The 12476-nt window shown below is 73.4% G+C and carries 13 protein-coding genes and 1 tRNA gene; 6 read left to right on the top strand and 8 right to left on the bottom strand.

Translation table 11 applies throughout. The annotated features are described in order from the left end of the window. Positions 1 to 14: 14 nt before the first annotated feature. Positions 15 to 587, bottom strand: coding sequence for a 6-phospho-3-hexuloisomerase (gene hxlB, locus IEY20_RS13420; protein WP_175327253.1), 573 nt, complete (start codon positions 585 to 587; stop codon positions 15 to 17). A gap of 109 nt (positions 588 to 696) precedes the next feature. Between hxlB and IEY20_RS13415 the strand changes: the two genes are divergently transcribed. Further along, positions 697 to 1566 (top strand): helix-turn-helix transcriptional regulator, encoded by an 870-nt coding sequence (locus tag IEY20_RS13415; protein ID WP_175327254.1) that lies wholly within the window; start codon positions 697 to 699, stop codon positions 1564 to 1566. 148 nt (positions 1567 to 1714) lie between these two features. Continuing rightward, positions 1715 to 1891, top strand: a complete 177-nt coding sequence (locus IEY20_RS13410) for a hypothetical protein (RefSeq protein WP_175327255.1) — start codon at positions 1715 to 1717, stop codon at positions 1889 to 1891. A 12-nt stretch (positions 1892 to 1903) separates the two neighbouring features. On the opposite strand, the gene IEY20_RS13405 is transcribed toward IEY20_RS13410, so the two are convergent. The 3 genes from IEY20_RS13405 to serS form a co-directional block, all read right to left on the bottom strand. After that, positions 1904 to 1991: transfer RNA gene (locus tag IEY20_RS13405), tRNA-Ser, on the bottom strand. A 243-nt stretch (positions 1992 to 2234) separates the two neighbouring features. Next, positions 2235 to 3155 carry an HAD family hydrolase gene (locus IEY20_RS13400; protein WP_175327256.1) on the bottom strand — a complete coding sequence of 307 codons (921 nt, stop codon included), beginning with the start codon at positions 3153 to 3155 and terminating at the stop codon, positions 2235 to 2237. Beyond that, positions 3152 to 4417, bottom strand: a complete 1266-nt coding sequence (gene serS / locus IEY20_RS13395) for a serine--tRNA ligase (RefSeq protein WP_175327257.1) — start codon at positions 4415 to 4417, stop codon at positions 3152 to 3154. Before serS ends, IEY20_RS13400 begins: the two co-directional genes overlap by 4 nt. Positions 4418 to 4532: 115 nt before the next feature. On the opposite strand from serS, the gene IEY20_RS13390 reads away from it, so the two are divergent. Next, complete coding sequence (locus tag IEY20_RS13390) at positions 4533 to 5600, top strand: diacylglycerol/lipid kinase family protein (protein WP_175327258.1); 1068 nt, start codon at positions 4533 to 4535, stop codon at positions 5598 to 5600. A 456-nt stretch (positions 5601 to 6056) separates the two neighbouring features. On the opposite strand, the gene pheA is transcribed toward IEY20_RS13390, so the two are convergent. From pheA to IEY20_RS17150, 4 genes are read right to left on the bottom strand one after another with little or no spacing between them, the layout of a single operon-like run. Continuing rightward, on the bottom strand, positions 6057 to 7013 hold the full coding sequence (gene pheA / locus IEY20_RS13385; RefSeq protein ID WP_175327259.1) for a prephenate dehydratase: 957 nt from the start codon (positions 7011 to 7013) through the stop codon (positions 6057 to 6059). Positions 7014 to 7065: 52 nt separating this feature from the next. Beyond that, on the bottom strand, positions 7066 to 7635 hold the full coding sequence (locus IEY20_RS13380) for a MarR family winged helix-turn-helix transcriptional regulator (RefSeq protein WP_175327260.1): 570 nt from the start codon (positions 7633 to 7635) through the stop codon (positions 7066 to 7068). A gap of 9 nt (positions 7636 to 7644) precedes the next feature. Continuing rightward, on the bottom strand, positions 7645 to 8100 hold the full coding sequence (locus IEY20_RS13375; protein ID WP_175327261.1) for a hypothetical protein: 456 nt from the start codon (positions 8098 to 8100) through the stop codon (positions 7645 to 7647). Next, on the bottom strand, positions 8097 to 9545 hold the full coding sequence (locus IEY20_RS17150; protein ID WP_204620553.1) for a molybdopterin-dependent oxidoreductase: 1449 nt from the start codon (positions 9543 to 9545) through the stop codon (positions 8097 to 8099). The genes IEY20_RS13375 and IEY20_RS17150 overlap by 4 nt, the downstream gene beginning before the upstream one ends. 54 nt (positions 9546 to 9599) lie before the next feature. On the opposite strand from IEY20_RS17150, the gene IEY20_RS13365 reads away from it, so the two are divergent. Genes IEY20_RS13365 through IEY20_RS13355 form a run of 3 tightly spaced genes read left to right on the top strand, consistent with a single transcriptional unit; the run spans position 9600 to position 12392 of the window. Then, on the top strand, positions 9600 to 11087 hold the full coding sequence (locus IEY20_RS13365) for a glycosyltransferase family 87 protein (protein ID WP_175328060.1): 1488 nt from the start codon (positions 9600 to 9602) through the stop codon (positions 11085 to 11087). A gap of 4 nt (positions 11088 to 11091) precedes the next feature. Beyond that, on the top strand, positions 11092 to 12135 hold the full coding sequence (moaA, locus tag IEY20_RS13360; RefSeq protein WP_175328059.1) for a GTP 3',8-cyclase MoaA: 1044 nt from the start codon (positions 11092 to 11094) through the stop codon (positions 12133 to 12135). Further along, a complete protein-coding gene (locus tag IEY20_RS13355) occupies positions 12132 to 12392 on the top strand; it encodes a ubiquitin family protein (protein WP_175328058.1) in 261 nt (86 codons plus the stop codon). Before moaA ends, IEY20_RS13355 begins: the two co-directional genes overlap by 4 nt. Positions 12393 to 12476: the final 84 nt, after the last annotated feature.

The raw sequence follows: 12476 nt of genomic DNA, 5'->3' as shown, positions 1-12476 counted from the left end.
CTTCCGGTGGTGGGTCATTCGAGGTTGGCGTGGCGGGGCCACAGGTCGTCCGCGGAGTGCCCGCTGCGCTGCCAGAGCGCGTGGAACAGGGCGTCCCCGAGCAGGGCGACGGCCTGCTCGAAGAGGCTCCCGGCGTACTGCGCGGACGCGGTGCCGGAGCGGTCGGTCTTCGTCGCAGCCGGGACCACGAGCGTGGTGTCGGCTGCCGTCGACAGCGACGAGTCGGCCCTCGTGCTCACGGCGAGGACCCGGGCGCCGACCTCCGCAGCGGTCTCGGCCGCGCGGACGATCCCGCCCGTCGTGCCGGAGCCGCTCGCGACGAGGAGCACGTCGCCCTCGCGGATGGCGGGGGTCGTCACCTCGCCGACCACGTGGACATCGAGCCCGAGGTGCATGAGGCGCATCGCGGTCATCCGGAGCGCGAGGCCCGAGCGTCCGGCACCGTGCACGAAGACGCGGTCGGCGTCGGTCAGCAGCGTCAGTGCACGCTCGAACGGTGCCGGGTCGGCCGCGCGGACGGCGGCGACGAGGTCCTGCAGTTCGCTCCCGATCGTGCCGAGGGCGTCCGCGACGGTGGTGGTGGGCATGGCTCCGATGCTGCCGTGGTGTCGGTCGACGCGGTGCCGCCCGGGCGCACGGTCGTCCCGTCCGATCGGGTGGGACGATCCGTCCGGGTGGGACGGGTAGGTTCGGTGCGTGGGATCGAGGTCACCGGGTGCACCGGCCGCTCCGGCGTCCAGCCGGACAGCGGCCGCACCGGCGTCCAGCCGCACGGCCGCCGCCGAGCACGCCCGGACGGTGGCCGAGACGGCGGACCGCCACGCTCTCACGCTCGAGTCCGTCCTCGCTGCCCTCCGCTCCGGCCGGCTCTCCGACGCCGCCGCCCGCGCCGAGGCCGTCGAGATCGCCTCGGCCGCACTCGTCGAGCTGCGCACGTCGAGCGACCGGCAGCGGAGCACGCTCCTCGAGCCCGTGACCGGCGCGTTCTCCCGTCTCCGAGCCGACCTCCGGCCGCTCGTCCGCTTCGGCGACCTCGACGTGCAGTTCGTCGAGCCGCCCGCCACCGGCCGTGCCCTGCCCGGGGACGTCGCCCACAGCGCCCGCGCGATCGTCCGCACCGCGGTCCTCGCGCTCGTGGACGACGGCGCCGCCCACCGAGTCCGCATCCAGTGGGACTGCGACGGACGGAACCTGCTCATGCAGCTCCGCGACGACGGCGCCGGGACCCTCGACGTGCACGACGACGCCGTCCGGCCCATCGCCGAGCGGGTCGTCGCCCTGGACGGCACCCTCGCGGTCGACTCGACGCCCGGGTGGGGATCGACGCTCGACATCGCGCTGCCGCTCGACCCCTCCCCCGCGACGCTCGACGTGCCGGACGACGCGGACCTCACCGAGCGGGAGCGCGACGTGCTGCGGCTCGTGGCGACCGGCGTCGGGAACCGGGAGATCGCGGACGGACTCGGCATCAGTGTCAACACGGTCAAGTACCACGTGGCGAACCTGCTCCGGAAGCACGGGGCCCGGACGCGGGCGGAGCTCGCGGCGTTCAGCGTGCGGGGCTGACCGGGCTCGCTCGGGCGGGTTCGTGAGCGCCCTCTCATGCACTTCACGCACGAGGCCCGGTGTCCGCAGCCGTTCGGCGGGCATCGTGGTTCGATCACATCGGGCACGAGCGGTGTCCGTCCGAGCACGACGACCGAAGGGCCACGAGATGCCGTCGAGATCGTCCGGAGTGCTCCGTCGCCGCCTCGCGGGGTGGGCGTTCGTCGTCGTCGGGTGCGCGGTGGTGTTCCTCGCCGAGGCGGTGGGCCGCGCGGTCACACTGGGCGAGATCGTCGTCACCGAACCGGTCGAGACGGCTGCGCCGGCGGAGGTGTCGGCGGACTAGCCGCGACCCCGGTGGCGGAGGGTGTGGGATTCGAACCCACGAGACATCACTGCCCACCTGTTTTCAAGACAGGCTCCATCGGCCGCTCGGACAACCCTCCAGTGACGCGACCACGTGGCGAGACGTGACCGCGTCCCGGGAAGTCTAGCGGGCCTCCCGGCTGGCGACCGATGGTGCGAGGTTCCACGCACGGTGGGACGTCTGGTGACCCGCACCGTGTGGGGAACCTCGCACGCTGCGGGCGGCGCCAGCCGGGCCTCGCACGGTGCGAGGCGTCTGAGCGCCCGCGCGCCCGCGCGCCCGCGCGCCCGCGCGCCCGCGCGCCCGCGCGCCCGCGCCGGCCCTACCGCGGCAGCGTGTCGAGCGCCGCAGCGAGCCCGTCGTCGGTGACGCCGCCGGTCACCTCGTTGCCGGCCTCGATGACGTCCACCGGGGCCTGCCCCATCGCGACCCCACGACCGGACGTCGACGCCCACCGGAGCATGTCGATGTCGTTCCGACCGTCGCCCGCGGCGAACACCCGGGAGCGCGGGATGTCGAGCCACTCGCGCACCCGCTCCATCGCGGTGGCCTTCGTCACGCCCTCGGGAGCGATGTCGAGCCACGAGGTCCAGCCGACCGAGTACGAGACCTTGTGCAGCCCCATCTGCTCGACGACCTGCAGGAAGTCTTCGGTGTCGTGCCCGGGCGAGATCACGACCACACGGGTGGCCTCGACGCCGAGCAGCTGCTCGAACGGCACGTGCTCGCCCCGCACGGTCATGGTGTCGTCGGGGAAGTTGCCGGAGAGCAGGAAGTGGCCGTCCTCGTCCTCGACGCCGAACGCAGCGTCGGCCAGGGCGCCGTGGATCGTCCGGAGCACCTCGGTCGGGTCGAACTGTTCGACGTGGGCGTGCTCGTACGAGCCGTCCTCGCGACGGCGGAGCGTGAGGGCGCCGTTCGCGGTGACGAGGTACTTCGGGTGGATGCCGAGCGTCTCGAGCAGCGGCACCGTCATGCTCTCGCTGCGGCCGGTGGAGAGCATGACCTCGTGCCCGGCGGCCTCGGCGTCGCGGACGGCGGCGATCACCGTGTCGGTGATGACGCCGTCCTCGCGCATGGTGGTGCCGTCGATGTCGAGCGCGACGAGCCAGCGCTTCGTCCGCGCGGGCGCCGCAGCGGCAGCACCGGTCGCGGGACCGGCCGAGGCACCACCGGCAGCAGCGCCACCAGCGGCAGCCCCGCCGCCTCGTGTCCCGTCGACGAACCGCTCGTGCGAGGTCATCGGGGCTCGATCACCTCGACACCGCCGAGGTACGGGCGGAGCACCTCGGGCACGACGACCGACCCGTCGGCCTGCTGATGGGTCTCGAGGATCGCGACGATCCACCGCGTGGTGGCGAGCGTGCCGTTGAGGGTCGCGACGGGCGCGGTCTTGCCGGACTCGGTGCGGTACCGGATGTCGAGGCGACGGGCCTGGAACGTCGTGCAGTTCGAGGTCGAAGTGAGCTCGCGGAAGGTGCCCTGCGTCGGCACCCACGCCTCGATGTCGAACTTCCGCGCGGCGCTCGTGCCGAGGTCACCGCCGGCGACGTCGATCACGCGGTAGTGCAGCCCGAGGTCCTGGAGCATCGACTCCTGGTACCCGACGAGCTTCTCGTGCTCGGCCTCGGCCTCGTCGGGGTGCACGTAGGAGAACATCTCGAGCTTGTTGAACTGGTGCACGCGGAGGATGCCGCGGTTGTCCTTGCCCGCGGACCCGGCCTCGCGGCGGTAGCAGGTCGACCAGCCGGCGTATCGGTGCGCCTCGCCCTCCGCGAGCGGCAGGATCTCGTCGGCGTGGAACCCGGCGAGGGCCACCTCGCTCGTGCCGGTCAAGTAGAGGTCGTCGGCCTCGAGGCGGTAGACCTCGGCCGCGTGCTCGCCGAGGAAGCCGGTGCCGGCCATCGTCTCGGGCCGGACGAGCGTCGGCGTGATGAGCGGCTCGAACCCGGCGGCGACGGCACGGTCGAGGCCGAGCGACATGAGCGCGATCTCGAGTCGGGCGCCGAGGCCGAGGAGGAAGTAGAAGCGGGAGCCGGAGACCTTGACTCCGCGCGGGATGTCGATGATCCCGAGGTGCTCGCCGAGGTCGGCGTGGTCCTTCGGCTCGAAGTCGAACTCGGGCTTCGTGCCGACGGTGCGGAGGGTGACGAAGTCGTCCTCGCCGCCCTTCGGCACGTCGGGCAGCACGACGTTCGGGATCGACCGGACGACCTGGTCGAAGGCGTCCTCGGCCTCCGTGACGGTGGCCTGCGCCTCCTTCACCTTCGCCGCGAGCGCCTGCGCCTGCTGCACGAGCGCCGCCTTCTCGTCCTTCGGCGCCTTCGCGACGGTCTTCCCGAAGGCGTTCTGCTCGGCGCGGAGGGACTCGAACGAGGTGATCGCGCTCCGCCGGGCCGCGTCCGCGGCGACGGCGTCGTCGACGACGTCGACGGAGGCGCCACGCGCCTCCTGCGAGGCCTTGATGACGTCGGGGTTGTCGCGCAGGAGCTGGGGATCGATCACCGGATCATCCTAAAGGGGCGGCCTGGAGGCCCGTGGCGGGCCCGCCCCGCGCCTCCCGGCCGGTCCCTGGTCGCGCCCGCGTCCCTTCGCAGCGTGCGGTCGGTACCGTTGCAGCATGTCGACCCCTTCGGAGACCGCGCCCACGGATGACGCCCTCCAGACCGAGCAGCGGACGGCCGCGGTGGTCTACAACCCGGTCAAGGTGCACCTGCCGACCCTCAAGCAGACCATCGAACGGCACCAGCGCGATGCCGGCTGGGCCGAGACCCTGTGGTTCGAGACCTCCGAGGAGGACCCGGGCGGCGGCATGACCCGCGAAGCGCTCGAGGCCGGTGCGGACGTGGTCGCGGCGGCCGGCGGCGACGGGACGGTCCGCGCCGTGGCCGAGGTGGTGCACGGGTCCGACGCCGCCCTCGCCCTGCTGCCGAGCGGGACGGGCAACCTGCTCGCCCGCAACATGAAGCTGCCGCTCGACGACCTGGAGGCGAGCGCGCGCACGATCTTCCACGGGGACGACCGTCCGATCGACTTCGGCACCCTCACCGTCGAGCGCGACGGCGGCGAGCGCGAGCAGCTCGGCTTCCTCGTGATGGCGGGGCTCGGGCTCGACGCCCGGATGCTCGCGAACACCCGGCCCGAGCTGAAGAAGCGCGTCGGGTGGCTCGCGTACGTGGACTCGCTGTTCCGCTCGGTCCGCGACGCCGACGCGTTCGAGTTCCGCTACCAGCTCGACGACGACGGCAACCATTCGGCGCGGGCACACTCGCTCATCGTCGGGAACTGCGGGCAGCTCCAGGCCGGGGCGATCCTGCTGCCGGACGCCGAGATCGACGACGGCGTGTTCGACATCGCCGTGATGCGGCCGCGCGGGTTCCTCGGGTGGGTGCGGATCGGGGCGCGGGTGTTCTGGGAGAACGGGATCCTCCGCACCTTCCGGCGGTCGTCGCTCGCGAACACCGCGGTGGGCAAGAAGATCGTGTCGGCCTCGCGGGAGGAGCGTCCGCTGCGGTACCTGCGCGGACAGGAGTTCACGGCGCGGCTCGAGCATGCGGACGAGTTCGAGGTCGACGGCGACCCCGTGGGCAAGGTCGTCGCGTTCCGGTCGCGCATCGATCCGCTCGGCCTCCGGGTCCGCGTGCCGAAGCCGGGCGACGATCGCCACGGCTCGCGTCAGGTCCCGTAGCCCGGCCTGCAGCCCGCGGTACGGGGTCTCGGCCCCGGCCCTCGGTCCCCGGCCCCCGGTCCCCGGCCTGCGACGCGTCGCGGGCCGTGCTGACCGATGGTGCGAGGTCACGCGCATGGTGCGAGGCCCACGGCGTCGCACGGTGCGCGAAACCTCGCACGGCGCGGGCGCTGCCTCGCACCGTGCGAGGCCGCGGCCGCACGTGGTGGCGACCGGCGGTCCCGAGCGGTGGTGCGAGCGGTGCCGAGCGGTGGTGCGAGCGGTCCCGACGGATGGTGCGAGGTCACGCGCATGGTGCGATGCCCACGACGTCGCACGGTGCGCGAAACCTCGCACGGCGCGGGCGCTTCCTCGCACCGTGCGAGGCCGCGCGTGCGCGGCCGCAGTCGCGCGCGGTGAGGGGCGCTGCCTCGCACCGTGCGAGGCCGCGCGTGCGCGGCCCCGGCCGCGCGCGCTCTACTGCGCCCCGGGCGCGCCCGAGACGATCGCGCGGAGCCAGTCCCGCGCCTCGACGAACGCCTCGTCCGAGTACCGCGCCGGCACCTCGGGTCGGAAGCCGTCCGCCCGCGGGTACGACCCGAGGAACGTCACACGGGGGCTGAACCGGCGCAGGCCGAGCAGGGCGTCCGCGACGCGTTCGTCGCGGACGTGCCCGTCGAGGTCGATGACGAACCGGTAGCGTCCGAGCTCGTCACCGATCGGCCGCGAGGACAGCAGCCCCATGTTGATCCCCCGGGTCGCGAACTGCTCGAGCATGTCGACCAGGGCACCGGGGTGGTCGGCGGGGAGCTCCACGATGACGCTCGTCTTGTCCGCGCCGGTCGGCTCGGGCAGCGCGAGCGTCCTTGACACGAGCACGAACCGCGTCACCGCCGAGGCGTTGTCCCCGATCGAGGACGCCAGCACCGCGAGGTCGTGGTGGTCGGTGATGCCGGGCGGGGCCACGGCTGCGTCCGCGGTCGGGTGGTCGTCGAGCAGCGACACCGCGGCGGCGACGTTCGAGGACGCCGGGATGTGCCCGTGCCCGGGGATGTTCGCCTCGAGCCAGTTGTGCGTCTGCGCGTACGCGACCGGGTGGGCATTCACGGTCCGGACGTCGGCGAGCGCGGTGCCGTGCCGGGCGACGAGGACGAAGTCGACGGGGACGAGGTACTCCCCCACGATCCGCACGCCGGGGATGCGCGCGAGGGCGTCCTGGGTGGCGCTGACGCCGCCGTCGACGCTGTTCTCGATCGCGATCACGGCGCCGACCGAACGACCGCTGACGACGTCGTCGAGCGCCTCGCCGACGTTGTTGACGCTCCGCCAGGGCTTCCCGGCCGCGGCGTCGACGAGCTTGAGGGCGGCCTCGGTGAACGTGCCGGCCGGTCCGAGGTAGGAGTACGTGTCGGAGGGCTCGGCGGGCGCGTTCATGCGGCGAGCCTATTGCAGCGCGTGGGCCGGATGACGCGCCACCGACCGGGCGTCAGCGCAGCGACCCGCGCGCCTGTTCCTGCCCCGTGAGCCGGGCCTCGCAGATCGCCGGGTCGTCCTCCTCGCGCGGGTACGACACGGCGGCGAAGCGCCCCTCCGGGTCGAGCCGGCCGAGCAGCGCCTTCGTGATGCCGTCGAGCTGTGTGACCTGCTCCTCGGTGAGGGCGTCGATCACGAACGCGCGGGCGGTCCGGACGTGCTGCGGGGCGGCCTCGACGATGGCGTCCCAGCCGGCGTCGGTGAGCCGGACGTCGGTGGCCCGGCGGTCGTCCGAGGACGGGCAGCGGCCGACGAGGCCCCGCTCCTCGAGCCGGGACACGACGTGCGAGAGCCGGGGCAGGGACGCGTTCGTCGCCGCGGCGAGCGCGGACATCCGGAGCGTCCGGGACTCGGTCTCGGAGAGCATCGCGACGACCATGTAGTCGAAGTGCGTGAGGTCCGCGTCACGCTGCAGCTGCTGGTCGAGCGCCGCGGGCAGGAGCTCCATGACCGCGACGAGCTTCATCCACGCGCGGAGCTGCGCGCGGTCGAGCCACGGGGTGTCGTCGGTCGGCTCGGGCATGACGCCAGTCTAGCGATTGGTTGTCGGTTCAACCAGTGGATTCGGACGATTCCGCGACACCAGACCGCCGACCAGCAGGACCCCGAGCACGACGACGAGCAGGACGCCCTCGACGAGGACGAGCCGCAGCCCGTAGTCGAACGGCAGCACGGTGGGGTTCTTCTGCCCGTGTGCCTTCGCCGCGATCTCCGGGAGCACCACGAGCGCGAGCACACTCCCGAGGACGACCGCGCACTGCACGACGACGAGCATCCACGGCCGCACCGCGCGCCCGGTCCGGCGGAGCAGCAGTCCGGCCCCGACCACGAACGGCGACAGCACGACGTCGTGCAGGACCACCGCGCCGAGCAACCACGTCGCCAGGCCCCAGATCCGGTTCGGTCGGACGGTCGTCACGAGGACGTACGCCCCGAACGCCATCACCAGGACGCCGAGCACGACGAGCACGATCCGTGCGGCCCTCATGCGATCACCTCGATCCGCTCGATCCACTTCGTCTGGAGCACACCCGGCCGTCCCGGAGCGATGATCCGCGCCGGGAACCCGTGGTCGAGGTCGAGCGTCGCGCCGTTCAGCTCGAGCGCGACGAGGGTGGTCGGGTCCTCCGCGTACTCCGGACCCATCTCCATCACCCGGTAGCCGCCGTGCTGCTCGAGGCTGGTCACACGCACCCGGGACCCGGGCTCCGCCTGCACCGCCAGCAGCAGGTCACGCATCCGGACCCCGCGCCACGTCGCCATCTGGCTCCAGCCCTCCACGCAGGCGATGGGCAGGTCGGCCTCGGCCGTCCCGAGCGCGACGAGCTCCGCCCGGGAGAACGTGCGCGAGACGGCGGGGCCCGCGACCGTGAGGCTCCAGTCCGCCGCGGTCGCGGTCGCGAGGACCCCGGCCGCGCGGGCCGTGCGGTTGACCGGGAGGTCGCTCGGCCCCCGGTGCCGCTGACGCGCCCCGAAGACGTTGAACGGCTCCGCGAGGGACGACGACTGCCCGGCGGTCAGCGCGACGACCCCGACGGTCGCCGCCGCCACGCCGGCGAAGAAGCCGCGTCGGGTGATCCGCTCACGTCGGCCGGCGGTCGCCGCGACGGGCGGCCGGGAGGCACGGCTCGGCTCCGCCCCGAGACTCGCCTCGGGCGCCCCGAGACTCGCGCTCGGCGACACCTCTCGGGGCTCGGGCCCCGAGTTCGGTCGCCCAGCGCGAGACTCGGCCGCCGGGGCCGGCGCCGGCGGCGGCGCCGGCGCCGCCGCCGGGGCGCCGTCGACCCAGCGCAGGACGCGGCCGGTGAGGCCGCGGGGGTAGGCGGTGGCCGCCTGCGTGGCCGCAGCCGGCATGGCGGGGTCGAGCCGGGCCTCCCGGTCGGCCGACGGCGGCAACAGCTCGCTGCCCACCGTCGTGTCGGGCACGAACCGGCCCTGCTCGTCGTAGGAGTCCCGCGCCCGCCAGTACCGCACGATCACCCGCAGCTTCACCGCGACGTGCACGATCAGCGAACCGATGATCACGTAGGCGAGCGCGTTGTGCACCTGCTTGAACGGGAACGGGAACGGGTACCACTGGTACGTGTTGAGGAGCCCGGTCCCGACCTGCACGATCGCGGCGGACACGAGCACCGCGATGGAGAGGCGCTCCAGGAGGTGGAGGACACCCCGGACCGGCGGGACCTGCACGAGCGCGGGCATGACCGTGTTGAGCTTCGCCAGGAGCAGCGGGATGATCGCGATGCCGGCGGTGATGTGGAGCCCCTGCGTGAACTGGTACAGCTGCACCGGACGCGTGGGGAACCGCATGCCGGGGAACGGCTGCTGGAGGAGGTGGCTGTAGATCCCGGTGCCGAAGCAGACCAGGAACGCGATGCCGAGCAGCCGTCCCAGCACCACGGCGGAGCGGGCGTTCCGGTTCGGGGACGCCATCGCGGACCGTGCGTCCAGCAGCAGCCGCCGGACCGTCGCTAGCCTCGACCCACCATGAGTGATCGAACCCGCCCCGGCCGACCCCCGCAGCGCACCTCGGCGCCGACCGTGCTCGTGCCGACCGTGCTCGCCGTCGTCGGCGTGCTGGCCCTGGCGGGCGTCATCGCCTACGGCGTCACGCATCTGGGGTTCCTCCGAGCTGGTCATCGTTCCCCATTCGTCGCGTGGACCCTGATCGCTTGGACCGTGTTCGCCGGCGCGGTGCTCGCGCTCCGCTTCGTGCCCCGGCGGTGGACGACGTGGCTCGTCGTCGGTGGCGGCCTGGTGGTCGGGCTCGCCGCGCTCGCCGGACAACCCAACACCAGTACCGACTCTGCTCGCTACGCCTGGGACGGGATCGTGCAGCACGCCGGGATCTCACCGTACGCGCACACGCCGGACTCGGCCGCGCTGGCCGGACTGCGGCCCGACTGGCTCTTCCCCGACAAGGTGGACGGCACGTGCAAGCCGCTGCTGCCGCGGTACCACGGCCTCGGTGACGGCGCGGACGGGCACTGCGTGGCGATCAACCGGTCGGACGTCGTCACGATCTACCCGCCGATGGCGCAGCTCTGGTTCGGCCTGGTGCGCGCGTTCGTCCCGGCGACGGCGCAGTACATGCCCTTCCAGATCGCCGGGCTCCTGCTCTCGCTCGGCGTGACCGTCGGACTGGTCGCCGTCCTCCGGCGGACCGGTCGGCCGGTGTGGTGGGCAGCGCTCTGGGCGTGGTCGCCGCTCGTCGCCGCGGAGGCCGTGACCAACTCGCACGTCGACGCGCTCGGTGCGGCCCTGGCGACGGCGGGCGCGGTGCTCGTCGTGTTCGGTCGGCCGGTCTGGGGTGGCGTGCTGCTCGGTGCGGCCACCGCCTCGAAGCTCATCCCCGCCCTCGTGTACCCGCCGCTCCTCGGCCGCCGGCGGCACTGGTGGGCGATCCCGGTCGGCATCGCGGTGTTCGCGCTGCTCTACGTGCCCTACGTGCTCTCGACCGGGCCGAAGGTGCTCGGGTACCTGCCCGGCTACCTGTCGGAGGAGGGGTACGAGGACGGCTCCCGGTTCGCGCTCGTGTCGCTCGTGTTCCCGGGTGACGCCGGCACGGTGGTCGTCGGGCTGCTCGTGCTGCTCGCGGCCTTCGTGGCGTGGCGGCTCGCCGACCCGGCGAACCCCTGGTCCGGCGAGGTGCTGCTCATCGGCGTGACGTTCCTCGCGGTGACCCCGCGCTACCCCTGGTACGCGCTGCTCCTCATCCCGTTCGTGGCGCTCTCGGGACGCTGGGAGTGGCTGTCGATCGGGCTCGCCATCGCACTCCGCGGGGTGTGGCCGTCGACCGCGGCGTACCGCTGGTGGCTGGCGGCGGCCGTGCTCGTCGTGGTGGTCGGCACGCTCGCCCGGACGAGCCGGTCCGACTGGGCCCGGTGGCGCGACCGGCTGCTCTTCCGGGACGTCCGGGCACCGCACCCACCCGCGGCGGCGACAGGTGCGCGGTCCGCGGAGGACGTACGCTGACGGCATGGCTCCCGCGACCCTGCTCGGTTCGACCGGCGCTCCCTCGGCGGACGCACTGCTGGACCGCTTCGGCCGTCGTGCCGTCGACCTCCGGGTGTCGCTGACCGAGCGCTGCAACCTCCGCTGCACCTACTGCATGCCGGCAGCCGGGCTGCCCTTCGCCCCCGACGACGCCCTCATGACCGCGGCGGAGATCGAGCGGCTCGTGCGCATCGGCACGGCGCGCTTCGGCGTCCGCAAGGTCCGCTTCACCGGCGGCGAGCCGATGCTCCGGCACGACCTCGTCGACGTGATCGCCCGCTGCGCCTCGCTGCCGGACGCACCCGAGCTGTCCCTCACGACGAACGCGATCGGTCTGGCGCACCGGGCGTCGGCGCTGTACGCGGCCGGGCTCCGCCGGGTGAACGTCTCGCTCGACACGGTCGACCCGGACGTCTTCACCGAGGTCACCCGGCGGCCGTTCCTCGACAAGGTGATCGCCGGGTTGTCGGCCGCACACGACGCCGGGCTCGCGATCAAGGTCAACGCGGTGCTGCTCCGCGGGGTGAACGACCACCTCGCCCCCGACCTGCTGCACTGGTGCCTCGAGCGCGGGTACGAGCTCCGCTTCATCGAGCAGATGCCCCTCGACCCCGACCACGCGTGGGACCGCACGTCGATGGTGACCGCCGCCGAGACCCGTGCCGCACTGTCGCGGACGGTGCGGCTCGAGCCGGACGAGGCCCCGCGCGACGGCGCCCCGGCCGAACGCTTCCGCGTGCTCTCCCGGGACGGAGCGCTGCTCGGCACGATCGGCATCATCGCCAGCATCACGGAGTCGTTCTGCGCGGACTGCACCCGCACCCGGCTGACCGCGGACGGGCACGTCCGGAGCTGCCTGTTCTCCGACGACGAGACCGACGTGCTCGGGCCGATGCGCGCGGGTGCCGCGGACGATGAGGTCGCCGACCTCTGGCAGCGGGCGATGTGGGCCAAGCCCCGCGACCACGGGGACGACACGGACGACCTCGTGCACCCCACGCGGGGCATGAGCGCGATCGGGGGATGACGGTGACGACGGTGCGGTTCTTCGCGGCGGCTCGGGCCGCGGTGGGCACGGACGAGGTCGCGGTCGACGTCGACGCGATGGACGTGGCCTCGCTCGACGCGGCGCTGGCCGGGATCGAGGCGGCGGACCCGGAGCGGTGGTCGGCGCTGGTGGAGCGGTGCTCCTACCTGGTCGACGGCGTGAGCACGAGGGACCGTGCGACCTCGCTCGTCGGGGTCGGCACGGTCGACGTCATGCCGCCCTTCGCCGGGGGCTGACGGGGACCGCGTTCGCCGGGACCACCGGGCTGCGCCCGGCACCAACAGGGGGACGCCCGGGACCACCAGGCCTCCCGCGCAACG

The organism is Curtobacterium luteum, from assembly GCF_014646995.1.
GTDB classification, from domain to species: Bacteria; Actinomycetota; Actinomycetes; order Actinomycetales; family Microbacteriaceae; genus Curtobacterium; species Curtobacterium luteum.
This window is presented reverse-complemented; position numbering and strand designations above follow the sequence as displayed.

What these genes read in the sequence shown, in the direction of transcription:
- hxlB (WP_175327253.1), bottom strand. Translation starts at nt 587, where the DNA reads ATGCCCACCACCACCGTCGCGGACGCCCTCGGCACGATCGGGAGCGAA.
- IEY20_RS13410 (WP_175327255.1), top strand. Translation starts at nt 1,715, where the DNA reads ATGCCGTCGAGATCGTCCGGAGTGCTCCGTCGCCGCCTCGCGGGGTGG.
- IEY20_RS13400 (WP_175327256.1), bottom strand. Translation starts at nt 3,155, where the DNA reads ATGACCTCGCACGAGCGGTTCGTCGACGGGACACGAGGCGGCGGGGCT.
- IEY20_RS13390 (WP_175327258.1), top strand. Translation starts at nt 4,533, where the DNA reads ATGTCGACCCCTTCGGAGACCGCGCCCACGGATGACGCCCTCCAGACC.
- pheA (WP_175327259.1), bottom strand. Translation starts at nt 7,013, where the DNA reads ATGAACGCGCCCGCCGAGCCCTCCGACACGTACTCCTACCTCGGACCG.
- IEY20_RS13380 (WP_175327260.1), bottom strand. Translation starts at nt 7,635, where the DNA reads ATGCCCGAGCCGACCGACGACACCCCGTGGCTCGACCGCGCGCAGCTC.
- IEY20_RS13375 (WP_175327261.1), bottom strand. Translation starts at nt 8,100, where the DNA reads ATGAGGGCCGCACGGATCGTGCTCGTCGTGCTCGGCGTCCTGGTGATG.
- IEY20_RS17150 (WP_204620553.1), bottom strand. Translation starts at nt 9,545, where the DNA reads ATGGCGTCCCCGAACCGGAACGCCCGCTCCGCCGTGGTGCTGGGACGG.
- IEY20_RS13365 (WP_175328060.1), top strand. Translation starts at nt 9,600, where the DNA reads ATGAGTGATCGAACCCGCCCCGGCCGACCCCCGCAGCGCACCTCGGCG.
- moaA (WP_175328059.1), top strand. Translation starts at nt 11,092, where the DNA reads ATGGCTCCCGCGACCCTGCTCGGTTCGACCGGCGCTCCCTCGGCGGAC.
- IEY20_RS13355 (WP_175328058.1), top strand. Translation starts at nt 12,132, where the DNA reads ATGACGGTGACGACGGTGCGGTTCTTCGCGGCGGCTCGGGCCGCGGTG.